15 protein-coding genes are annotated in these 22,508 nt (G+C 67.3%); 2 read left to right on the forward strand and 13 right to left on the reverse strand.

The window, feature by feature from the left end; all coding sequences use genetic code 11:
- The 9 genes from L6D89_RS27565 to L6D89_RS27605 all read right to left on the reverse strand — a co-directional run.
- Positions 1 to 7,732 (reverse strand): two-partner secretion domain-containing protein (locus tag L6D89_RS27565; RefSeq protein WP_236201768.1); only part of this gene is annotated, 7,732 nt, incomplete at its 3' end.
- A 46-nt stretch (positions 7,733 to 7,778) separates the two neighbouring features.
- Positions 7,779 to 9,455: a ShlB/FhaC/HecB family hemolysin secretion/activation protein gene (locus L6D89_RS27570; RefSeq protein ID WP_373873629.1), complete on the reverse strand. Its 1,677-nt coding sequence runs from the start codon at positions 9,453 to 9,455 to the stop codon at positions 7,779 to 7,781.
- A 191-nt stretch (positions 9,456 to 9,646) separates the two neighbouring features.
- Positions 9,647 to 9,895 carry a hypothetical protein gene (locus tag L6D89_RS27575; RefSeq protein ID WP_205338297.1) on the reverse strand — a complete coding sequence of 83 codons (249 nt, stop codon included), beginning with the start codon at positions 9,893 to 9,895 and terminating at the stop codon, positions 9,647 to 9,649.
- 384 nt (positions 9,896 to 10,279) lie between these two features.
- Positions 10,280 to 11,458: a gamma-butyrobetaine dioxygenase gene (locus L6D89_RS27580; RefSeq protein ID WP_236201769.1), complete on the reverse strand. Its 1,179-nt coding sequence runs from the start codon at positions 11,456 to 11,458 to the stop codon at positions 10,280 to 10,282.
- Positions 11,459 to 11,471: 13 nt separating this feature from the next.
- On the reverse strand, positions 11,472 to 12,401 hold the full coding sequence (locus L6D89_RS27585; RefSeq protein WP_236201770.1) for an alpha/beta hydrolase: 930 nt from the start codon (positions 12,399 to 12,401) through the stop codon (positions 11,472 to 11,474).
- Between the two features lie 5 nt (positions 12,402 to 12,406).
- The gene (locus tag L6D89_RS27590; protein WP_236175786.1) at positions 12,407 to 12,880 is read right to left on the reverse strand and encodes a thioesterase family protein; all 474 of its coding nucleotides are present in this window, start codon (positions 12,878 to 12,880) and stop codon (positions 12,407 to 12,409) included.
- 82 nt (positions 12,881 to 12,962) lie between these two features.
- Positions 12,963 to 13,928, reverse strand: a complete 966-nt coding sequence (locus L6D89_RS27595) for an L-carnitine dehydrogenase (RefSeq protein ID WP_236201771.1) — start codon at positions 13,926 to 13,928, stop codon at positions 12,963 to 12,965.
- A 205-nt stretch (positions 13,929 to 14,133) separates the two neighbouring features.
- The gene (gene cdhC, locus L6D89_RS27600; protein ID WP_236175784.1) at positions 14,134 to 15,018 is read right to left on the reverse strand and encodes a 3-dehydrocarnitine:acetyl-CoA trimethylamine transferase CdhC; all 885 of its coding nucleotides are present in this window, start codon (positions 15,016 to 15,018) and stop codon (positions 14,134 to 14,136) included.
- A gap of 73 nt (positions 15,019 to 15,091) precedes the next feature.
- On the reverse strand, positions 15,092 to 16,030 hold the full coding sequence (locus L6D89_RS27605; protein ID WP_236201772.1) for a choline ABC transporter substrate-binding protein: 939 nt from the start codon (positions 16,028 to 16,030) through the stop codon (positions 15,092 to 15,094).
- A gap of 221 nt (positions 16,031 to 16,251) precedes the next feature.
- On the opposite strand from L6D89_RS27605, the gene L6D89_RS27610 reads away from it, so the two are divergent.
- Together L6D89_RS27610 and L6D89_RS27615 are read left to right on the forward strand one after the other, a co-directional pair.
- Positions 16,252 to 17,229 carry a GlxA family transcriptional regulator gene (locus tag L6D89_RS27610; protein WP_236201773.1) on the forward strand — a complete coding sequence of 326 codons (978 nt, stop codon included), beginning with the start codon at positions 16,252 to 16,254 and terminating at the stop codon, positions 17,227 to 17,229.
- Between the two features lie 181 nt (positions 17,230 to 17,410).
- Complete coding sequence (locus L6D89_RS27615; protein ID WP_236175781.1) at positions 17,411 to 17,881, forward strand: nuclear transport factor 2 family protein; 471 nt, start codon at positions 17,411 to 17,413, stop codon at positions 17,879 to 17,881.
- A 200-nt stretch (positions 17,882 to 18,081) separates the two neighbouring features.
- Here L6D89_RS27615 and L6D89_RS27620 read toward each other — a convergent pair whose 3' ends face one another.
- From L6D89_RS27620 to L6D89_RS27635, 4 genes are all read right to left on the reverse strand, one after another.
- Positions 18,082 to 19,710: a GMC family oxidoreductase gene (locus L6D89_RS27620; RefSeq protein ID WP_236201774.1), complete on the reverse strand. Its 1,629-nt coding sequence runs from the start codon at positions 19,708 to 19,710 to the stop codon at positions 18,082 to 18,084.
- A 138-nt stretch (positions 19,711 to 19,848) separates the two neighbouring features.
- A complete protein-coding gene (locus L6D89_RS27625; RefSeq protein ID WP_236201775.1) occupies positions 19,849 to 20,682 on the reverse strand; it encodes an ABC transporter ATP-binding protein in 834 nt (277 codons plus the stop codon).
- The gene (locus tag L6D89_RS27630) at positions 20,670 to 21,476 is read right to left on the reverse strand and encodes an ABC transporter permease (RefSeq protein WP_024764976.1); all 807 of its coding nucleotides are present in this window, start codon (positions 21,474 to 21,476) and stop codon (positions 20,670 to 20,672) included. The genes L6D89_RS27625 and L6D89_RS27630 overlap by 13 nt, the downstream gene beginning before the upstream one ends.
- Before the next feature lie 57 nt (positions 21,477 to 21,533).
- Entirely contained in the window at positions 21,534 to 22,508 is a 975-nt protein-coding gene (locus L6D89_RS27635) for an ABC transporter substrate-binding protein (protein ID WP_138213492.1), read from the reverse strand.

Below are 22,508 nucleotides of genomic sequence, written 5' to 3' on the forward strand. Positions count from 1 at the left end.
ACTTGGCGTCGCTGTGTTCTTCGTTGGCGGCGGAGGCGAGGACGACGTCGCGCCCGGCGCTCATGGCGATGTCGCGCGCGGCGTCGATGCGGCTGGCGACGGCGCTGAGGTCGCGGCCGGCGTTCAGCTCCAGATTGCCGCCCACCTGCACATCGCTGCCGTGCTGGGTGACGCTGGTGACGTTGCCGGTGACGCGGCGGCTCTGGAAGTCGAAGCTGTCGACCTCCTGCGCGGCTTCCAGGCGCAGGTCGCGCCCGGCGGTGAGGCTGGCATTGCCGCCGGCCTGGAGGACGCTGCCGGCACTGATCAGGTCGCGCCCGGCGGTGATCTCCAGGTCGCCGCGGGCTTCGATGCGGGCGGCGTTGTTGGCGATTTCCTTGTGGATGCGGTGGGCGTCGTTGCTGGCGTCGACCGAGGTGATGCTGCGCTCGTTGATGACGTCGCCGGTCAGCGCGGTGAGGCTGACGTCGCGGCCGCTGATGATGCCGCCAGCCGCGTTGCGGATGCTGTCGACGGCGAGCAGGTCGAGGCGATTGCCGGCTTCGATCAGGCCGCTGTTGTTGATGTTGGTGGCGCTGGCGGCGAGGTCGCCGCTGGCGCGCAGGGTGCCCTGGTTGGTCAGGTTGCCGCCGCTGATCAGGGACAGGTCGTTGCCCATGATCAGGGCGCCGTTGGCCGCCAGGCGGCCGTCGGTCTGGGCGAGGTAGAGCACCGGCACCAGGACCTTTTCACCGTTGATGGTGGCTTCTTCAAGCCAGACGATGTCGTGGGTCAGCGCGGCGACCTGTTCGGCGCTCAGGCCGACGCCCAGTTGCAGTTGGAGGCTGTCCTTGTAGGCGATGGCGTTGTCCATCAGGTACTTGAACAGCGCTTCGTCGCTGGCCATGCCGTCGATGTAGCGCTGGCCGGTGCGGGCGACCACCGCTTGCTGGATCAGGCGCTGTTCGTAGAGGCCGTCGCCCAGGCGCTTCTGTGCCTTGTCCGGATCGTAGCCAAGCAGGCCGAGCAGGTAGTCGGAGCCGAGGAAGCTCTTCAGGCTGGTCAGCTCGGGGTTGGTTTCGACCAGGTACTTGTGGCTGTTGTCCGGCGTGGTGCTGCTGGGCAGGCCCTGCACACGCGGGACGTTGAGGGCGGCGCCTGACTGTGCGTCCGTGCTGGCGGCGTTATTGCCCAGGGCGACGTTGCCAGCGCCGGCGGTGCCGCCGCCCAGGCTCTGCTCGCGTTGCGCCGCGCTGATGGTCTGGCCGTTGAAGCTGAGATCGCCGGCGCCCTGTACGGTGCCGGTGCTGCCACCGCTGCCACCCTGGCCGCTGAGACGGAACAGGCCGTTCTCCCCCTGCGGCAGGCTGAAGCCCGGCAGGGTGACGGGGTTGACCTGCTTCTGGGCGAGGTCCGGCGGCAGTTGCGAGGTGATCGCCAGTTGCACGGTGGTGGCGCCGTTGGTGACCCCGACATCGCGCGGGCTGATGGTCTGCGCGCCGGCATCGCGCTTCACCACGCTGTTATCGAAACTCTGGCTGGCGTTGATCACCACGTTGCCGGTGGCCTGGATCACCGCGGAAGCGGCAGGCGTGCCGGAGACTGCCACGTCGGAGGTGGTGATGTTGAAGAAGCCACCCGGATAGCCGGCGGATTCGAAGACCTGCTGGCGGGTCAGGCGGCCGGGGTCGTAGTCCGGCGAGTTCGGGTCGTTGTAGCGGTTATACAGGTCCTTGTTGGCGCGGAAGGCCCAGTATTCGCTGTCGTTACGGGTGTAGAACTCGGCGTTGTAGTGGCGCTCGACGCCGCCGGCGGCACCCTGGTTGCGGAAGGTGGCCGTCTGGATGTCGATGTTTCCACCCGAGCCGATGCTGCTGTACAGGTTGTCGAAGGAGCCGCCACGGAAGCGGAAGTCGCCGCCAGCGGTGATCGACGCCTGGGGCGCGTCCTTGAGGATGACGTCCTCGGAGCGCTCCTGGGAAAGGAAGTGGACTTCGCAGCCCTTGCCGTCGCAGACGTCGTCGTACTTGAACTGGATGCTGCCGGAGACGATGCGCTCGCCGATCTGGAAATCGTCGGCGCGGCGGTTGTCGAAATCCTGCACCAGCAGGGTCATGGCGCCGGCGCTTTCGAAGCTGCCGGAGATGTTCTGCACGCTGCTCGCCCAACCGTCCTGGTCGTTGGCGGCGATATGCAGGGTGCCCAGGCTGTAGAGATCGGCGTTGCGGTTGGTGAAGTTCTGCGTGCGCAACTGCAGGTTGCCGCTGCTGAAGATCAGGCCGTTTTCGTTAAGCAGGTTGCTCGCGCCCAGGTACAGGTTGCCGGCACTGCCGAGGGTGCCACGGTTGTTGAGGCTGGCAGCGCTGACGCGCAGGTCCTGGGTGGCGGTCAGGCGGCCACCGTTGTCGAGGGTGCCGCCCGCACTGACGGTGGTGATGGCGCCACCGCCGGCGATGCTCCCGGCCTGGGCGACGCCGATGTAGCCGGCAGCCAGGTCGAGCCTGCCCAGGCTGCTCAGGCGGCCGTTGGCGGTGTAGTTGCCGTTCAGGTTGAGGTCCAGGGTGCCGTCGCTGGCGATCAGGCCATCGTTCGACCAGTTGCCGCCGCGGCCGATGAGGCTCTGCGCGGCCAGCAACTGGCCGTAGCTGCCCTGAGCGAGCTGCCCGATGTCGAGGTTGAGCACGCGCGCCTGGATGATGGCGTTGTTGGTCCAGCTGGCGGCCTGGTAGGTGAGGCTGCCATTGGTGGTGAAGTTGCCGCCAGCCAGGCCGGCCTTGGCCAGGTCGATGCCGAAGTTGCCACTGCCCACATGCAGCACGGTGCCGGCGCCGTTCTGCAGGGTGCCAGCTTGCAGGTTGAGGTTCTGTGCCGCGGTCTCGATGCGGCCGAGGTTGTTGTTGAGCAGACCTGAGGTGCTGACCTGGGTGGTGTCGTTCTGCCCCAGCGCACGAATGGCGCCTACCACGTTATTGATGCTGGCCGCGCCCAGGGTCAGGTTGCCGCTGCTTTCGATCAGGCCGAACTGGTTGTTCAGCGCGCCAGTGAGGTTGGCGTCGAGGTTGCCGGCGCCGATCCTGCCACCCTGGCCGAGGGCCGCGCCGTCGTTGAACAACTGGTTGCCACGCAGGTAGAGCAGGCCGCCGGCGTACAGGCCGCCGTCCTGGTTGTTCAGGTCGCTGGTGCTGATGCGGTTGTCGCCGCTGACCGCCGAGAGATGGCCGGCGCGGTTGTCGATGCCGCCAGCGGCGGTGATGTCGAGGCCCTTCGCCTGGGTAGTGCCGGCGTTGTTGCTGAAGGTGCCGGTGACCAGCTTGAGGTCGCCGCTGGCGGCGTTGAGGACACCGCCATTGGCGTTGTCGAGGCTGGCGCTGCCCAGGTCGAGCAGGCCGTTCTGGCTGATGATGTGGCCGCCCTGGTTGCCGATCGCACCAGTGGCCTTGAGGGTGGTGTCGCCCTGGCCCTGCAGGGTGCCCGCGCTGTTGTCGATGCGGCTGGCGCTGGCGCTGAGCTGGCCGGTCTTGGCGAAGATCAGGCCGTCCTGGCCGTTGAGCAGTTCGCCGGTGAGGGTCAGGGTCAGGTCGGTCTGCGCGGCCACGGTGCCGCCGGCGCTGTTGTCGAAGCTGCCGGCGAGGACCTTGAGCAGGCCCTGGCTGGCAAGCTGGCCGCCACGGTTCTGCAGGCTGCCGACATTCAGGTTGAGCGGGCCGCCGCTGGCGATTTTCGAGCCGGCGCCGTTGTTGAGCAGCGTGCCGAGCAAGCCGAGCCGCAGGGCGCCCTGGCTGATCAGGCTGCCGCCGCTGTTGTCGAGGCTGCTGGCGTCATAGTCGACGCTGGCGGCGCTGATCTGCCCGCCACGGTTAGCCACAGCCTTGGCGCTGCCGGTCAGGCTACCCTGGGTGCTGAGCAGGCCGGCGCCGCTGTTGTCGAGGTCGCCGCCGAGGGTCAGGCCGAGGTCGCCCTGGGTGGAGACGATGCCGTTGGCGTTGTTCAGGCTGCCCGCGCCGAGGCTGAGCCTGCCCTTGCTGACCAGCGCACCCTGGTCATGGTTGTCGAGGGCACCACTGAGGGTCAGGGTCAGCGCGCCATCGCGGCTGGAGAGGGTACCGCCGCCGCTGTTGTCCAGGCTGGCGGCATTCACCACCAGGCCTTGCCAACCGGAGAGCAGGCCCTGGTTGGCGTTGCGCAGGGTGTTGGCGTTCAGGTCGAGTTGGCCGGCGCTGATCAGGCGGCCCTGGTCGCGGTTGTCGAGGGTGCCGCTGACGGTCAGGGTGAAGCCCTGGCTGGCGGAGATTTCCCCGCCGCGGTTGTCGAGGTTGCCCAGGCCGTTGATCTGCAGGGCACCGGTGGCGCTGAGCAGGCCGCCCTGGTTGTCGAAGTCGCCACGCTGGGCGCCGTTACCCAGGTCGAGGGTCAGCTTGCCTTCACCGATCAGCGCTGCCTGACGCTGGATCAGTTGGGCAACGATCAGGTGCAGGTCGCCCTTGGCAGAGATTTCCCCGCCGCCAGTGGCTTCGAGCTTGCCACCGCGCAGGGTCAGTGCGCCCTGGCTGGTGATCAGGCCACCGGGTTTGCCGGCGGCGCTGGCGCCGTTGAGAACGTTGCCGGCGCCGAGGTCGAGGCCCTGGGCGCCGCTGATGACGCCGTCGCGGTTGTCCAGGTCGGCGGTGCTGCCGTCGAGGCGGCCCTGGGCAAGCAGGCGACCGTCGCGGTTGTCGGTGCTGCCGGTCGCCAGCAGCAGGTTGCCACTGGCAGAAAGCAGGCCGCCCTGGTTGTTCAGGCTGGCGCTGCCGACGTCGAGTTGGCCGCCGGCGACCAGTGCGCCGTCGCCGTGGTTATCCAGCGCACCCTGGCTGCGCACGAACAGGTCGCCGCGGCTGGCGAGGGTACCGCCCTGGCTGTTGTCGAGGCTGGCGGCGGTGACGCTGAGACCATTGTTGCCCGACAGCACGCCGGCGCTGCTGTTGTTCAGCGCGGCCGTGGTGAGGGTCAGGCGATCGCTGGAAATCAGCTTGCCGCCCTGGTTGAGCAGCGTACCGGTATTGAGGGTGAACGCGCGGTCGCTGGAGATTTCCCCGCCCCGGTTGTCGAGGCTGGCGACATTGCGCAGCACCAGCTGAGCCGGGCTGCCGAGCAGGCCGCCAGCGTTGTTCAGGGCACCGCCTTGCAGGTCGAGATCCACTCCTGCCTGGCCGATCAGTTGGCCGCCGCCGTGCTGGTCGAGGCCCGTCACACGACCGTCGATGACGCCACGGGCGGACAGGCTGCCGCCCTGGCTGTTGTCCAGCTGGGCAGCGGCGAGGTGGATGGCGGCGTCGGTGACGATACGGCCTTTCTGGCTGTTATCCAGTTTGGCGCCTTGCAGGCTGATGTCACCGGCGGCGCTGAGGATACCGCCGGCGTTGTTCAGGTCGGCACCAGCGAGGTCGATGGCCGCGTCGCTGAGCAGCTTGCCGCCCTGGTTGTTCAGCGCGCCGGTGAGGCGCGAGAACAGCAGGCCGGCGCTGGAAACGCTACCGGCGCGGTTGTCGAGGCTGCCGGCGTTGAGGGTCAGGGCCCCCTGGCTGAGCAATGCGCCGTTGCCGCTGTTGTCCAGCGCGCCAGACAGTTGCAGCCAGACATTTTTCTGGCTGCTGAGCAGGCCGCCCTGGCTGTTGTCCAGGCTCTGCCCGGTGAGCGTCAGGCCGTCGCGACCGGCCAGGGTGCCGGCGCGGTTGGCGAGGCGCTGCACCTGCAGGTTGAGGCCAGCGTCGCCAATCACCTTGCCGGCGCCGTTGTCGAGGCTCGCTGCCTGCACATCGACCTTGGCGCGGCTGGAGATTTCACCGCCCTGGTTGAGCAGGTCGCTGCCCTTGAGAGTCACGCCGTTATTGGCGGCGATCAGGCCGCCACTGCGATTGTCCAGCTGCCCGGCGTCGAGGTTCAGCGCGCCCTGGGCCAGCAGCTCACCGCCCTGCTGGCTGAAGTTGTCGGCCTTGGCGAGCAGGTCACCCTTGGCATTCATGCTGCCCTTGGCGTTGCTCACCTGGCCGGCAGTCAGGTGCAGGGCCGCGCCGCTATCCAGGCTGCCGCCCTGGCTGTTGTCCAGTTGGCCGATGTCGAGTGTCAGGTCACCCAGGCTGCTGATCACGCCCAGCGCGCTGTTGTTCAGGCTGGCGCCGGAGACGGTCACGCCGGCATCGCCGACCACCAGTCCGCCGCGGTTATCCAGATTGCCGGCGTGCACGCCGAGCGCACCCTTGGCCGAGAGCAGGCCGTCGGCCTGGTTGTCGAGCGTCTGCTGGACGCGAGCCTGCAACGTGCCGTTGCTGACCAGATTGCCCTTGGCGCTGTTGTCGAGGCTGTCGAGAGTGAAGTCCAACGCCTGCTCGGCGGAGAACAGACCGAAGCGGTTGTCCAGCGCGCCGCCGCTGACCTGCAGGCGGTTGGCGACCGCCTTGCCGTTGCGGTTGTCCAGGCGCGCCGCGCTGAGCGTCAGTTGATTGCCGGCGAGCAGGCGGCCCTGGCGGTTGTCCAGGGTGGCAGCGGTGATGCGGGTGTCCGCGCCCTTGAGCGCACCGCCCTGGTTGTCCAGGGTGCCGCTGGCGTTGGCATCGAGGTTACGGCTGGCGATCACGCTACCGCTGTTGCGCAGGTTCTGCGCGGTGATCGCCACGTCACCCTGCGCGTTGCGACTGTCATCCGGGTTGACCCCGGCTTCGACGATGCCGCTGTTGCTGACCTGCGCAGCGCTCAATGCCACACGCTGGCCGGCGGCCAGGCTCTGGCTGTTGCTCAGCTGACCACTGGCGTTCAGCTCGACTGTGTTGCCGGCATAGGTCGGCCCGCTCAGTGCGATGTCCGCGGCCTTGGCGCGGAAACTGCCGGCGGCGCTGGTCTGCGCCAGGCTCAGTCGGCCGTTGGCGTCGATCTGGATGTCGCCGGCGCTGGCGGCCATATTGCCAGCCAGCTTCACGCCCACGCCCTGCTCGGTGCCCACCAGGCGGATGGCGCCAGCGTACATGCCACCCAGCGCGGAGCTGTCGATGGCCAGTTGTGGCTTGGCGCTGCCGTCGTCGGCCTTGGCAGTGGCGGCCAGGGTCTCGGCGTCCACCTGGTTGCGCCCCGTCACCATCGCGAGCTGCTTGGCATAGAGGTCAGCGTTGAGCTTGGCGCTGCGGGTGATCAGCTCGAACTGGTCGAGGTTGCTGGCGTTCAGGCCGGCGCCTTCGACGCTGATCTCGCCACCGTCGACGTCATAGCCACGCAGGCGCTCGCCATCCATCAGCGGCTTGCCGGTGGTCAGCGTGGCACGCGGGGTGTTGATAAACCCGCAGCCGTTGCAGGTGATCCCATGGGGATTGGCGACGATGACATGGGCGGACTGGCCCGCCACTTCGGTGTAGCCACGCAGTTGCGAGGGATTGCCCCCGGTGACTTCGTTGAGAATCTTGCTGGCCGCGGCGCCCTTGAGGTTGGGGTTGCCGACGATGATCCCGCCCAGTTGGGTGGACTGGGTCTTGCCGGTGGCGTTGTTGAGGATCAGGCCGTTCTGCCCGACGTTGTAGTCGCTGAACTTGTTGTGCGAGAGCCCCGCGCCGTTGGGCGTGGCGATGTTCACCACGGGGACGCCGTTACCCGCCGCGCCCAGGTGCGTATTGCCACCGGCTGCGGCATCCACCGCCAGCTCGGCGGCCGCCGCGACGATGGGGTTGAGGATCAGGATGCCGGCCAGAACGCTGGCAATGGCCTGGTACAACGGGTGGCGTACGTCCATGTGGGAATCTCCCAGGTACTAGCTGCTAGCTGAAGAGCGAAGCGGTTCAGAAGAAGAGGTCGACGCGGAAATAAACCGGGTGCTCGCGTCGTTCGATGAGGTCGGGGCGCTCCAGCGAGCGCGCCAGGGTCACGGAGGCGGCGGCGTACTGCCCGCGCGCGCTGAACTCCAGGCCATGGCCGCTCATGCGCCCGGAGAGGCCCGGGTTGTAGCGGCCGTGCTCGATGGCGCCGACGTCGTAGGCGTAAGCCACGCCGTATTCCTGCACCCAGGGCAGCAGCGGCTCCCAGGTCACGGCGCGGCGCCAGCGCAGTTGGTTGCGCCAGTAGTAGCCGGAGTCGCCGGAGAGGGTCTGGTCCTTGAAGCCGCGGATCGAGCTCAAGCCGCCCAGGCTGATGCGCTGCGGGCTGTAGAGCACGTCTTCGCTGTGCTGGCCGGTGGCGAGGCTTTCGAAGCTGAAGGCCTCGTCCCACAGCTTGAACGGCTGCAGGTAGCTCAGGGTCAGGCTGTACTTGTTGTAGCGGGCGGTGGGGCTGCCGTGGGGCGCGGCATGATCGTCGTCCTGCGCGCCGAAGGCACCGACACCCCGCTGCCAGCCGATGTCGGCGTTGACGAAGGCGCTGCCGATGCGCCGGCCATGGTTGAAGCCGAGGCGAAATTCGCTGAGGTGGGTGCTGGAAACGTCGAGCAGGGTGTCGTCGATGTAGTTGCGCGTGCGCTGGTGACTGAGGCCGAAGTTCACTCCGGTCTTGCTCACGTCGTCACGGTGCAGCACGCGCTCGGCGCCCAGTTGGTGGGTCTCGTTGTCGCCGTCGTACTTGAAGGCGAAGCCGGCGTCTTCGTTGCGGGTGCGGTAGTAGTTGCGGCTGTAGCTGTAGTTGAAGGTCCACCAGCCGTAGGGAACGCTGTACCAGAGGCTCTGGTTGTCGGAGTGCTTCCAGTGGTCGCTGACCACGTCCTGGCCATAACGCAGGCCGAACTGGTCCGCCAGGCCCAGGGGGCTGTCCCAATCCAGGCCGACGCCGGCCTGCTGTTCGCCGGAGGTCGCGTCGCCGTTGTTGTCACGGCTGGCGGACACCCGCCAGGGTTTGCTGCGCTCGCCCTTGAGCTGCACGCGGCTGCCGCCGACTTCCTGCCCCGGCACCAACTCGATCTGCGCCTGGCGCGAAGGCAGGCGATTGACCTGATCGACCAGTTGCTCCAGCTCGCGCAGGTTCAGGACGTCACCAGTGGCACCGGGAAAGGTCATCGCCAGTTCGCGATCGCTGGCCAGCTCCGACTGGTCGAACCCCTCGAAGCGCCCCTCGACCACGATGACCTTCAGCTCACCGCTGGAGAGGTCCTGCTGCGGCAGGTAGGCACGGGTGGTGACGAAACCCCGGGAGAGGTAATGGTCGGTGATGCCCTTGAGCAGCTCGTTGAGCTGGTTGACCCCCAGGCATTGGTCGCGATAAGGCGCCAGCAGCTTCTCGCGCGAGCGTGCGTCGAGGTGCTCGGCGCCTTCGAGGGTAATGCTGCGGACGGTGAAGCAACGAGTATCCGGCGCGGTGGTCGAAGGCGCCTCGCTGGGCGCTTTGCCGGGGAGCTGCTGGAGCTCTTCCAGGCGCTTCTGCTGCTCGCGCAGGAGTTGTTCCTGGCGCTGGCGCTGGAGGTCGTTGTCGCCCGGAGTGGGCAGTGGCGCGGCAAAGCTTGCCGAGGCACAGCAGAATGCCAGGACGGGCATCCAGCCACGGTAGAGAACATGCATCCTTACGATCCCTGTCTTCTGGCCTGGCGGCCAGTCCATCCCAAAAAGCGGATTGGATCATATTTGATACATGATGCCCTTAGGCCATTATCCCGACGAAATGTAGGCTGTTTCCCATTTTCTGGGAGACGTTACGCACAAACAGAGGGTGCTTGTGCGCCCGATTGTCACACTTTCGGCACCAGCGCCGGCAGTAACTGGCGGGAGATGGCCTCGCGCACGGCGGGTAGCAGGGTGGCATTGCCGGCGAGCATTTCCTCCACCAGGCGCCGCAGCGCCAGCGAGCGCTCCGGCGTCAGGCCACGCACGGCGTATTCGCAGGCCTGCTCCGCGGTGACGTCCGGCGGGACGGCGAAGCCCAGGGCCTGCAGGCGTTCGCGGAAATCGTCCTGGTCGATCAGGTCGGCGTGCATCATCGCGGTTCTCCTTGGGAGCGGCAGGGGTCTGCATGGATTCTGGTAAGCCCGCAGAGACGCGGCAAGCACCTCGCCGACGGAATGTCCGCGGCGGGCAAGCACAGGTCGTTTTCGGCTAACCGGCAGTGCGCGGTGGCGCGCAGACTGGCTGCCATACCCCAGCCGTCGGCTCCGGCCCTGACGGGTGGGGCCTCGCACACTGAGAGCCCGAACCGGCTCGATTTGTCCCCTGCCGCGCGTCGGGCGCCGCAGGGGATTTTTTTGTCCAGGCGAAAGGGCTTTTGCAGGAGCGAGCCTGCTGGCGAACGAGCCTGCCGGCAAATCCGTAGCTGGGCGGTTCGCGAGCAAGCTCGCCCCCACAATGTGCGGCACAGCGCGGAGATATCAGCGCTCGCGCTGCAACACCAGGATGCGCGAGAGCAGTTCGTCGCGATCGACGTAGCAGCCTTGCAGGTGGCGCTCGCCGCTGGCCGGGTCGAAGGCGGTGCGGGCGTGCAGGGTGCGGCGGTTGTCGAAGCACCACATCTGCCCGGCGCGCAGCTTCTGTTGCAGGCGGAAGCGCGGATCGCGGGTGAGCGTGAGGAAGGCGCGCCAGGCGTGGTAAAGCGCCTCCATGCGCTCGGCCGGGGCGTCGAAGGGACCGCGCAGGAAGTTGGCGATGCGGATTTCGCTGACCTCGCCCAGGGCGTCCAGGGCAATCACTGGCGCCAGGCAGCGGTAGTCGCTGCGGCGGTCCTTGTTGCGGAACTCGATGGGCATTTCGCACAGCGTGCGGAAATCTTCCGGCAGCTCTTCGCGCAACGCCCGGGCGATGGCGAAACCGTCGACGAACACGCTGTCGCCGCCATCGGCGTCGTTCACCAGGCAATGCAGGAATTGCAGCCCGGGCTGCAGCTCGCGGGTCGGCAGGTCGGTGTGCAGCGGCAGGTTGAAGGCGGTATAGGCGTTGCTGTCGGCGGCCGCGGCCTTGGACTTCACGTCAAACAGCACGCCGAAGTTGGTCTCGCGGATGAAGGCAATGCGCTGCGCGATGCGGTGCAGGGAGCCCGGCGCGGTGGGCACTCCATCCACACGGCTGAGGCCGAGGTCACGCAGGGCGAGCATCCACTCCAGCAGTGCAGCGTCGTCGTCCATCAGCTGCTCGTGCTGGAACGCCGGTACCGCGAAGTCGCTGTGCCAGACGCGGCTGGTGCGGCGCGCCGCCAGGCGCTCGGCGCGGGAGTCGTCGTCATAGGCGTGCGCGCGCAGCCAGCCCGGGTCGTATTGGCTGCGGTGACCATCGCTCCAGTGCACGCACAGATGGCCCAGTTCGATGGCGGCCCGTTCAGGGGCAAGGTCGGCGGGCACGTCGATGATTTCCAGTACCTGTTCCCGGGTGACCGCGTAGACGCACTCACCGCACGGGCAGTTGTCGCGCAGCCACTGGTGATGGAAGGGGCTGACGCGGCCATCGTCCCAGACCAGCTCGAGGCGGTTGGCCTGCGGACGCAGCGCGGTCAACGCAGCGGTCTGTGGATAAGTACGCCAGTCGGCGATGGTGGGACGTTCCAGCGTCGTTTCCATGCTCGTCTCCTTGTCAGCTCAGGCTGCGGCGCAGGGCCGCGATCAGGGCGCCGCGCAGGGCCTCCACTTCCGCCACGCGACGGGCGCGCAGGCAGCCGTGGACCAGCCCGGCACCGGGGAAGTAATCCACCGCCACGCCGGCTTCACGCAGGCGGTCGCGGTACAGCGCGCCGTCATCGCGCAGCGGGTCGAACTGGGCAACGGCGATGAAGGCTGGCGGCAGGCCGCCGAAGTCTTCGGCGAGCAAGGGCAGCGCCAGCGGATCGCGCCAGTCCGCGGGGCGCGAGAGGTAGGCGGCGAGGTATTCGTCGACGGCGGCACTGGTCATCAGCGGCGCGTCGGAGCAGGTGCTGCGCGAGGGCGTATCGAGGTTGCCCAGCGCGGGGTAGACCAGCGCCTGGGCAAGCGGCAGCGGCTCGCCGCTGGCGCGCAGGGCCAGACAGAGTGCCGCAGCGAGGTTGCCGCCGCCGCTGTCACCGGCGACTGCGATGCGGGTGTTGTCCACAGGCTCGTCGAGGCCGCCCTGCTGCAGCCGACGCCAGGCATCGAGGCAGTCGTCAAGGGCGGCAGGATAGGGATGTTCCGGCGCCAGCCGGTAGCTGATGGCGACCACCAGGGCGCCGAATTCGGCGGCCAGGGGAATGCAGATCATGTCGTGGGTCTGGGCGCTGCCCAGCACCCAGCCGCCACCGTGGATGTAGAACACCGTGGGCCAGCCGTTCGCCGGTGGCGCGCCGTCAGGACGATAGAGGCGCAGCGCGACCAGGCCGTCCGGCTGCACGTCGCGCACCAGCAGGCCCGACGGCACCGGCGGGGCGAAGGCGGCGGCCATGCGCTCGTAGTTTTCCCGCTGGGCATTGAGCGTAGGGCCCGCCAGTGGGTGAGCCTCCGTCTCGGCGACGAAAGCCTGCATCGCATCGGACAGCGGATAGCGCCGGTTCATGCCACTCAGCCCGGCAGGCCGATGACGCGGCCGACATAGTCCGGGCGCGGCAATGGACGATGGGCTTCGGCCAGCGCCAATACGCGCTCCAGCACCACGCCTTCGAAGGGGGCGGAGCGCGCGCCACCGTCGAGGCTCACGTGCAGCAGCATCTGTTCGCTGGCGGCCAGGGCGAGGGCCTCGCCGGCACGGTGCAGGCTGTGGAATACGTGCAGGCGCTTGCGGTCGTGGGCAATCAGCTGGGTGCGCACTTCGACCTTCTCGCCCTCCTTCACCTCGTGCAGGTAGTTGAGGTGCACTTCGAGGGTGAACAGCGAATGGTGGGTCGCCGCGCGGTGTTCGGCATCGAGGCCGAGGTGGTCCATCAGGGAATCCGTGGCATAGCTGAACAGCAGCAGGTAGAAGGCGTCGCGCAGGTGGCCGTTGTAGTCGGTCCACTCGGCGAGGATGGGAGTTTCCCAGGTTTTCAGGGCGTGCATGGCTGTGCGTCCGTGAGGCCCTCACCCCAGCCCTCTCCCAGAGGGAGAGGGGGCGGTTCGGAGCAGGTGATGAACCGTGAGGTTAGTCGGCGAAGGCGAAGCCGTGTTTGGACTTGGTGTCCTTGATGGCGCCGAGCACCGCCAGCAGGCAGTCGTCGCGGTAGCGTTCCAGTTCGGCAATGCTGCGCGAGCCTTGCTGTTCACTGGTGCCCTCCACCACGCGGTCGATCAGGGTGTCGGTGAGTTCCGGTGCCGGCAGGTAGGTCCAGGGCAGTTGCAGCGCCGGGCCGAACTGGGCCATGAAGTGGCGCATCCCGGCATTGCCGCCGGCCAGGGTGTAGGTGAGGAAGGTGCCCATGAACGACCAGCGCAGGCCGGCGCCGAAACGGATCGCATCGTCGATTTCACCGGTGCTGGCGACGCCGTCGTTGACCAGGTGCAGCGCCTCGCGCCAGAGCGCTTCGAGCAGGCGGTCGGCAATGAAGCCGGGGACTTCCTTGCGCACGTGCAGCGGGCGCATGCCGAGCGATTCGTAGACCTTGATCGCGGCCTGCACGGCCTCGGGCGCGGTCTTCGCACCGCCCACCACTTCCACCAGCGGCAGCAGGTACACCGGGTTGAACGGGTGGCCGACCACACAGCGTTCGGGGTGCGTGGCGTCGGCGTAGAACTCGCTGGGCAGCAGGCCCGAGGTACTGGAGCCGATCAGGGCGTTGGGCTTGGCGGCAGCGCTGATCCTGGCGTGCAGCTCGCATTTCAGGTCGAGGCGTTCGGGGGCGCTTTCCTGGATGAAGTCGGCGTCGCGCACGCATTCCTCGATGGTGGCGACAAAGCGCAGGCGGTCCTGCGAGGCGCCGGGGGCAAGGCCGGCTTTTTCCAGCGCCGGCCAGGCATTGGCGATGCGCGCGCGCAGAGCGGCTTCGGCGCCGGGAGCCGGGTCCCAGGCGACGACGTCGAGGCCGTGGGCCAGGGCGCGGGCAACCCAGCCGCTGCCGATGACACCGCTGCCGAGGGCGGCGAAGGTTTTGATGTCGGTGATGAAGGGCATGGTAGCTCCAGCAGGAATGAGGGATTACCTGTAGGAGCGAGCTTGCTCGCGAACAAAGTCCGCAGCGGGGCTGGTTCGCGAGCAAGCTCGCTCCTACGAAAAGCAGCTGTGTAGGGCGCATAACGCGCAGCGTTATCCGCCGTTTTGGTACGGCGGCGGATAACCCATCCCGGGTTATTCGCCCTACGGTGTTGGGGCTCGTAAATCAGCGCGGCTTGAGGTTCATCTTCCTGCGCCCCTCGGCCGGGGTCAGGGCGCGGCCGCCCAGGCGCTCGATGATCTCGATGGCGCGCTCGACCAGTTGGCCGTTGCTGGCATGCACGCCGCGGTCGAGCCAGATGTTGTCTTCCAGGCCGACCCGTACGTTGCCGCCCAGCAACATGGCCTGGGCAACCATCGGCATCTGCGAGCGGCCGATGCCGAAGCCGGCCCAGGTCAGGCCGTCGGGAATGTTGTCGGCCATGGCTTTCATGGTGGTGGTATCCGCCGGGGCGCCCCATGGGATTCCGAGGCAGATCTGGATCAGCGGGTCTTCCAGCAGGCCTTCCTTGAGCATCTGTTTGGCGAACCAGAGGTGGCCGGTGTCGAAGATTTCCAGCTCGGCCTTAACGCCCAGTTCGGTGATGCGCTTGGCGCCGGCGCGCAGCTGCGCCGGGGTGGAGACGTAGATGAAGTCGCCATCGCCAAAGTTCAGGGTGCCGCAGTCCAGGGTGCAGATTTCCGGCAGCAGTTCCTCGACGTGCTTCAGGCGCTCCAGCGGCCCGACCAGGTCGGTGCCGGCGCCGAATTCCAGCGGTTGTTCACCCTGGCCGATCTGCAGGTCACCGCCCATCCCGGCGGTGAGGTTGATGATGACGTCGGTGTCGCTCTCGCGGATGCGCTCGACCACTTCGCGGTAGAGCTTCACGTCGCGGCTGGGCTTGCCGGTCTGCGGGTCGCGGACGTGGCAGTGGGCGACGGTGGCGCCGGCCTTGGCGGCCTCGATGGCGGCGGCGGCGATTTCCTTCGGGGTGACGGGAATGGCCGGGTGCTTGCCGACGGTGTCGCCGGCGCCGGTCACCGCGCAGGTGACAATGACTTCGTAGTTCACGGTGGCTGTCCTTCTTGAGGTCGAACGAACCCACCGCGCGCCGGGCGACGCGCAGGGAGTTGCTTGGAGAGGGTTACTTGAGCGAGGCCTGAACGGCGGCGAGGCCATCCTTGCCGTCGAAGGTGGTCACACCCTCGAGCCAGGTCTTGAGCGAATCGGGGTTTTCCTTCAGCCAGGCCTTGGCGGCATCCACCGGCTGGCTGCGGTCGAGGATCGGCACCATCACCTGGCTCACCTGCTGGCTGCTGAACTTGAGGTTGTGCAGCAGCTTGGCGACGTTGCCGCACTGCGCCTGGTAGCCGCCGGCGGTCATGATCGAGACGGTGGCGGAGCCTTCGTTGGGGCCGAACACGTCGTCGCTGCCGGTGAGGTATTTCATGTCGATCTGCAGGTTCATCGGGTGCGGTTTCCAGCCGAAGAACACCACCCACTGCTGGCGCTTGATGGCGCGCTTGACCGCGGTGAGCATGCCGGCCTCGCTGGATTCGACGATCTGGAAGCCCTTCAGGCCGAACTTGTCCTTGGCGATCATGTCGGCGGTGATGCGGTTCGAGCCACTGCCGGGCTCGATCAGGTAGATCTTGTTGTTCAGCTTGTCCTTGAACTTGGCGATGTCGGCGAAGGTCTTCAGACCGCCCTCGTAGACGTAGCTCGGTACGGCGTAGGTGGACTGCGCGTCGGGCAGGGTCGGCGGGGTGATGACGTCGATCTGCTGCTTGTCGAGATAGGGTTTGGCCACCGGCTGCATGGTCGGCTGCCAGTAGCCGAGGAACACGTCGAGCTGCTTGTCGGCCATGCCGGCGAGGATGATCTGCTGCGAGGCGCTGGTCTGCTTGACCTTGTAGCCCAGGCCGTCGAGCACGGCTTCGGCCACGGCGCTGCTGGCCACCACGTCGGTCCAGTTCACCGTGCCCATGCGCACGTTCTGGCACTGGGCGGGCTCGGCGGCCCAGGTGGTGCTGGCGGCGGCCATCAGTACAGCGCAGCCGAGCGCTTTGATCGATCGCTTCATGACTTCTCCCTCAAGGCCTTTGCGGCGTTGGTTATCGTTTTTGTAGGTCATGGCCCTCACGGGGGCTGGAGAACAAATTACGCAGGCGTCGCCCCGGTGGATCGCACAGCGGCGACCAGCTCTTGCACAGCAGCGACCTCCCCGATTGCCAGGGCGACGACCTTGGTCCATAAGCAGAGGCAGGCTGCCAGTATGCTGCCCCCAATTGCACGGTACCCGCCATGTCCCAAGACTTCTGGTTCCTGCTGTTGCCCGGTTTTTCCGTGATGGGCTTCGTCTCCGCCGTGGAGCCGCTGCGGGTGGCCAACCGCTTCCGCGGCGAGCTGTACCGCTGGCACCTGATGAGCCTGGACGGCGGCCCGGTGCTGGCCAGCAACGGCATGTCGATGAACGCCGACAGCGGCCTGGAGGCTTTGCGCGAAGGCGACACGCTGCTGGTGGTGGCCGGCTTCGAACCACTGCGCGCCTGCACCCCGGCGCTGCTGCACTGGCTGAAGCGGCTGGACCGCGACGGCGTGACTCTGGGCGGCATCGATACCGGCAGCTTCGTGCTGGCCGAGGCCGGGCTGCTGCAGCGCCAGCGCTGCACGGTGCACTGGGAGGCGCTGGACGCCTTCAGGGAGACTTATCCACAGGTGCAGGCGACCCAGGAGCTGTTCGAGATTGACGGCCCCCGCATCACCTCCGCTGGCGGCACGGCATCCATCGACCTGATGCTCGACCTGATCGCCCAGGACCATGGGCCGGAGCTGGCGGTACAGGTGTCGGAACAGTTCGTGGTCGGGCGCATCCGCCCCCGCCAGGATCACCAGCGCCTGCAGGTCGCCAGCCGCTATGGCGTCTCCAACCGCAAGCTGGTGCAGGTGATCGGCGAAATGGAACGCCACACCGAACCGCCGCTGAGCACGCTGGAGCTGGCCGAACGCATCCAGGTCACCCGCCGCCAGCTGGAGCGCCTGTTCCGCCTGCACCTGAACGATACGCCGTCGAACTTCTATCTCGGCCTGCGCCTGGACAAGGCGCGCCAGTTGCTGCGCCAGACCGACATGAGCGTGCTGGAGATCGGCGTCGCCTGCGGCTTCGAGACGCCTTCCTACCTGTCGCGCAGTTACCGGACGAAGTTCGGCGTGTGCCCGAGCCAGGATCGGGTGGGGTTGCGCAAGGTGGCGGCCAAGGCCGTCATCCCGCACACCCTGTAGGAGCGAGCTTGCTCGCGAACGGAGTCAATCGGCAGCGTCGGAACTGGGTGGGTTCGCGAGCAAGCTCGCTCCTACGAAAAGCAGATTGGCAATATCTGTGGGATTACCGTCATTTACCCATCCACGGCCCAGGCGGAGGATGGGCATCAGGTTCCTCACCCACTGCCTCTGGAGGCCCACCATGAGCGAAGCCCGTCCCCCTCTCCCGCCGTTCACCCGCGAAACCGCGATCCAGAAAGTCCGCCTCGCCGAGGACGGCTGGAACAGCCGCGATCCGCACCGCGTGTCGCTGGCCTATACGCCCGACAGCCGCTGGCGCAATCGCGCGACCTTCGTCCAGGGCCGTGAGCAGATCGTCCAGTTCCTCACCGCCAAGTGGGTGCGCGAGCAGCAGTACCGGCTGATCAAGGAGCTCTGGGCGTTCACCGAGAACCGCATCGCCGTGCGCTTCGCCTATGAGTGGCACGACGACTCCGGCAACTGGTTCCGTTCCTACGGCAACGAGAACTGGGCCTTCGACGAGAACGGCCTGATGTTCGAGCGCCACGCCAGCATCAACGACCTGCCGATCAGCGAGGACGAACGCCTGTTCCGCTGGCCGCAAGGACGCCGACCGGATGATCATCCGTCGCTGAGCGAGCTGGGGCTGTAGAGGGTTATCCGCAGCACCGGAGTGGTCCGTACCGCGCCGGGAGTCGATCGCGGACAGAGTCCGCTCCTACGCAAATGGAAATGCCGGAGTCAGCCCTGTAGGAGCGAGCTTGCTCGCGAACGGATTCAGCCGGTGACGCCATGAGCCGGGCTGGTTCGCGAGCAAGGGCTAGGCGCCCCTCTCGCTCCTGCAAAGAGCCGTCAGGCGGGGACGGCGCGGGTGGAAACGGTGGAGGAGATGCGGCTGTCTTCCAGGATCATCGCCGCCGCCCGCTCGCCGAGCATGATGCACGGCGCGTTGGTGTTGCCGCTGATGAGTGTCGGCATGATCGACGCATCCACCACGCGCAGGCCCTTCAGGCCGTGCACGCGCAGGCGCAGGTCGACCACCGCCATCGCGTCCTCACCCATCTTGCAGGTGCCCACCGGGTGGAACACGGTGGCGGCGTATTCGCGCAGGTGCTCGAGCAGTTGCTCGTCGGTCTGCACCTGCGGGCCGGGGAGCATCTCGGCGCCACGGATGTTGTCGAACTCCGGCTGGGCGAGGATCTTGCGCGCCAGCTTGACGCCTTCCACCAGCACCCGGCCGTCTTCCTCGTTGGCGAGGAAGTTGTAGTCGATCTCGATATCACCGCCGGGCTTCACGCGCAGCTCGCCGATGCTCTTCGGACGCAGTACGCAGGTGTGCACAGCGTAGCCATGGCCCCACTCGAACAGGCGGCCACGGTGACTGCGGTAGCCGGGGACGAAGTGGAACTGCACGTCGGCCAGCGAATCGGCCAATGGAGTGCGCGCGAAGCCACCGGCTTCGACGTAGTTGGTGGTCAGCCAGCCCTTCTTCGCCAGCAGGTACTTGAACGGCGAGAGCAGGATCTGCGCCAGCGAACCGAGGGAGAAGCCCAGGCTCAGCGGGCTTGGCGAGCGAACGGTAACCAGGCCGTCGAGGTGGTCCTGGAGGTTCTTGCCCACGCCCGGCAGGTCGTGCTTCACCGCGATCCCGGCGGCTTTCAGTTCTTCGCCCGGACCGATGCCGGAGGCCAGGAGGATCTGCGGCGAGCCAAGGGAGCCCGCGGACAGAATCACTTCGCGGCGCGCCAGCAGGCGTTCGCCGCTGCGCAGCTCGAGGCCGGTGACGCGCTCGCCCTCCAGCAGCAGACGGCCCACCTGGCGGTCGGTCAGCACGGTGAGGTTCGGCCGCTGCAGCGGCGCGACGAAGGCGCGGTAGCTGCTCAGGCGCTTGGCGTCCTTCTGGGTCACGTTGTAGATGCCGACGCCTTCGAACTCACGGCCGTTGAAGTCATCGTTGCGGCGCAGGCCAAGATGTTCGGCAGCCTTGATGAACAGGTGCGACAGCGGGTTGGGGTCGCGCGGCTTGTCCACCACCAACTCGCCCAGGGTGCCGTGCAGCGCTGGGTCCTGGCCGAGCAGGTTGCGTTCGGATTTCTTGAAGAACGGCAGCACGTCCTTCCAGCCCCAGCCGGGGCAGCCGTCCTGCTCCCAGCGGTCGTAGTCGGAGGCGTGGCCGCGGATGTAGATCATGCTGTTCATCGAGCTGGAGCCGCCCAGCGCCTTGCCGCGCGGGCAATGCAGCGAGCGATTGTTCAGGCGCTTCTGCGGCGCGGAATAGAAGTTCCAGCTGAACACCTTGCTCTTGTACAGCGTGATGGTGCCGGCGGGAGTCTGCACGCGCGGGCTGGCGTCGCTGCCGCCGGCTTCCAGCAGGCAGACGCGCACCGAGGGGTCGGCGCTCAGGCGGTTGGCCAGCACGCAGCCGGCGGAACCGGCGCCGACGATGAGGTAGTCGTAGGTGGAATCGTTGGAGGAGGACATGGGGGCTCCCTTTGGAGTCGTGCGTGAATGGCAGAACCCCTCACCCCAACCCTCTCCCGAGGGAGAGGGGGCCGAACGGTGCTGCAGCGAATCACCGCATCGGCCGGCGCCCTGCAGGAGGCGCCAGCCGGCGGCAGGTCAGTGCGCTTCTTCCAGATCGTCGTGCAGCAGCCCGAGGATCTCGCGCTTCATCTCGATGAACTGGCGGTCCATGACCATGTCCAGCGAGCGCGGGCGCTCGATGGGCACGTCGAGGATGCGTTTGATGCGCCCCGGGCGCGCGCCCATGACGTAGACGCGGTCGCCCAGCAGGATGGCCTCGTCGATGTCGTGGGTGACGAATACCACGGTCTTCTTGCTGTGGTCCCACACGCGCAGCAGCAGTTGCTGCATCTGCATGCGGGTCTGGCTGTCGAGGGCGCCGAAGGGCTCGTCCATCAGCAGGATCTGCGGATCGTTGGCCAGCGCGCGGGCGATCGCCACGCGCTGCATCATTCCGCCGGAGAGCTGCTTGGGATAGTTGTTCTCGAAGCGCCGCAGGCCGACTTCGTCGAGGTAGTAGTCGACGATCTCGCGACGCTCGGCCGCCGGCATGCCGCGACGCTTCAAGCCGAACTCGACGTTCTGCCGCACGGTGAGCCAGGGGAACAGGGTGTAGCTCTGGAACACCATGCCGCGGTCGGCGCCGGGGCCGTCCACCAGCTGGCCGCCGACATAGATGTCGCCCTCGGTGGGTTCGGCCAGGCCGGCGGTGAGGTAGAGCAGGCTCGACTTGCCGCAGCCCGATGGGCCGACGATGACGGCGAATTGCTGGTCCGGCACCTCGAAGGAGACGCTCTCCAGCGCGCTGAAGGTGCCGCCCTCGGGCGTGCGGTAGCGCAGGCTGACGTTCTCCACTCGCAGGCGCGGCGGTGTGGCGGGTTGCTGACCGGTCACGGCTGGTTCTTCCTGCTTGATCGCTACTGCGCCCATGACGCCACCTTCAGTCGAATGAATCGGAACAGTTGGTCGGTGATCAGCCCCAGCAGGCCGATGATGGCGATGGCCAGGAAGATCACGTCGACCTGGAAGCCGCGCATGGCCTTGAGGCTGATGTAGCCCAGGCCGCTGGAGGCGGCGACCAGTTCGGCCACCACCAGGTAGGTCCAGGCCCAGCCCATGGTCACGCGCAGGGTGTCGAGCACGCCCGGCAGCGACGCCGGGCCGAGCACGTGGAGGACCACGTCGCGGCGGTTGCAGCCCAGGGTGTAGGAGGCGTTGACCAGGTCCTTGGCGACGCCGCGGGAGACGTCCGCGATCATCACCAGTTGCTGGAAGAACACGCCGAAGATGATCACGGTGACGCGCTGTTCCAGGCCGATGCCGATCCACAGGATGAACAGCGGCACGAAGGAGGTCACCGGCAGGTAGCGAATGAAGTTCACCAGCGGCTCGAGGAAGGCCTGGACGATGCGGAAGCTGCCCATCAGCAGCCCCAGCGGCACCGCCACCAGCGAGGAGATGATGAAGCCGATCATCACCACCTTGACGCTGGCCATCACGTGGGTGGCGAGGGTGCCGTCACTGGCCAGGCGCACGCCAGCCGCGAGCACCGCGTCCGGGGTGGGCAGGAACATCGCCGGCACCACGCCGCCGTAGGAAAGCCCGGCCCACAGGCCGAACACGAGCAGCCAGCACAGGGTGCCGGCGGACCAGACCAGCTTCAGCGGCAGGTCGACCTTGGGCGTCAGGCAACGGCTGAGCCAGGATTGCGAACGACGAGGCATCGCGGATTCCTCCAGGCGAGCGGCACGGCGCCGCCCGCGGGGACAAGAGTGAGACGGTTACTCGGAGACGAAGCGCGGATCGACCAGGTCGTCGTAGCTGACTTCCAGGCGCTTGCCCTGCAGGCCGCTCCAGGTCTCGTTGGCGAGGCGGATCAAGCCCTTGATGTCGCCGGGCTTGCCGGGAGTGCCAATGAGTTGCTCGCTCATGGCCTTGTCGTAGAAGCGCACGCCCTTGGCGGCATCGGCCAGGGCCTTGGGATCGGAGAGGTAACCGCCGACGCCCTTGGCCATGATCGCGTAGGCCTCGTCCGGATGCTCCTTGGTGTACTGCACGGCCTTGTACAGGCCTTTCACCAGGGCCTTCACGTCCTCGGGCTGCTTCTCGATGACGTCGCAGTTGAGAGCGACCACGTCGACGATCACGCCGGGGGTGGTGGAGCTGTCCACCAGCACCTTGCCCTGCTGCTTCTCGCGCACCAGCGAAAGGTGCGGCTCCCAGGTCACGGCGGCGGGCACGCGGCCGGCAATGAAGGCGCTGGCCGCGTCATCGGCGGTCATGTTCTGCACCTTGATGTCGCTCATGTTCATGCCGGCGTGCTTGAGCAGGTAGGCCAGCCAGAACTGCGAGACCGAGCCTTCGTTGACCGCCACTTCCTGGCCCTTGAGCTGGGCCAGGCTGGTGACGTCCTTGCCCACCAGCACGCCGTCGCCGCCATGGCTGTCGTCCAGCGCGGCCACGGCCTTGAAGCAGAACTTGGGCCGGTACTTGAGGATTTCGTCGATGGTGGAGGCGGAGCCGGAGAGCTGGCCGGAAGCCTGGGCCGCCATGTACATCGAGGCTTCCTCGATGGTGGTCAGCTGCAGGTCGAGGCCCTGCTCCTTGAAGTAGCCCAGGTCACGGGCGAGGTAGAGCGTGCCGTAGCCGACCCAGGTGGTGTGGCCGATGGACAGGGTACCGGCCTGCGCGCCAGAAACGGCGGCGAGAGCCAGGGCGGAACACGCGATGGAACGCACGAGCAAGGACTTGATCAT

The sequence above is a fragment of the Pseudomonas pseudonitroreducens genome, from assembly GCF_021603645.1.
Lineage (GTDB): Bacteria > Pseudomonadota > Gammaproteobacteria > Pseudomonadales > Pseudomonadaceae > Pseudomonas > Pseudomonas pseudonitroreducens.

Coding starts and splice junctions, on each gene's coding strand:
- L6D89_RS27575 (WP_205338297.1), bottom strand. CDS start 9,895: ATGATGCACGCCGACCTGATCGACCAGGACGATTTCCGCGAACGCCTG.
- L6D89_RS27630 (WP_024764976.1), bottom strand. CDS start 21,476: ATGCCTCGTCGTTCGCAATCCTGGCTCAGCCGTTGCCTGACGCCCAAG.
- L6D89_RS27610 (WP_236201773.1), top strand. CDS start 16,252: ATGTCCCAAGACTTCTGGTTCCTGCTGTTGCCCGGTTTTTCCGTGATG.
- L6D89_RS27620 (WP_236201774.1), bottom strand. CDS start 19,710: ATGTCCTCCTCCAACGATTCCACCTACGACTACCTCATCGTCGGCGCC.
- L6D89_RS27590 (WP_236175786.1), bottom strand. CDS start 12,880: ATGCACGCCCTGAAAACCTGGGAAACTCCCATCCTCGCCGAGTGGACC.
- L6D89_RS27605 (WP_236201772.1), bottom strand. CDS start 16,030: ATGAAGCGATCGATCAAAGCGCTCGGCTGCGCTGTACTGATGGCCGCC.
- L6D89_RS27595 (WP_236201771.1), bottom strand. CDS start 13,928: ATGCCCTTCATCACCGACATCAAAACCTTCGCCGCCCTCGGCAGCGGT.
- L6D89_RS27635 (WP_138213492.1), bottom strand. CDS start 22,508: ATGATCAAGTCCTTGCTCGTGCGTTCCATCGCGTGTTCCGCCCTGGCT.
- L6D89_RS27585 (WP_236201770.1), bottom strand. CDS start 12,401: ATGAACCGGCGCTATCCGCTGTCCGATGCGATGCAGGCTTTCGTCGCC.
- L6D89_RS27615 (WP_236175781.1), top strand. CDS start 17,411: ATGAGCGAAGCCCGTCCCCCTCTCCCGCCGTTCACCCGCGAAACCGCG.
- L6D89_RS27570 (WP_373873629.1), bottom strand. CDS start 9,455: ATGCCCGTCCTGGCATTCTGCTGTGCCTCGGCAAGCTTTGCCGCGCCA.
- L6D89_RS27625 (WP_236201775.1), bottom strand. CDS start 20,682: ATGGGCGCAGTAGCGATCAAGCAGGAAGAACCAGCCGTGACCGGTCAG.
- L6D89_RS27580 (WP_236201769.1), bottom strand. CDS start 11,458: ATGGAAACGACGCTGGAACGTCCCACCATCGCCGACTGGCGTACTTAT.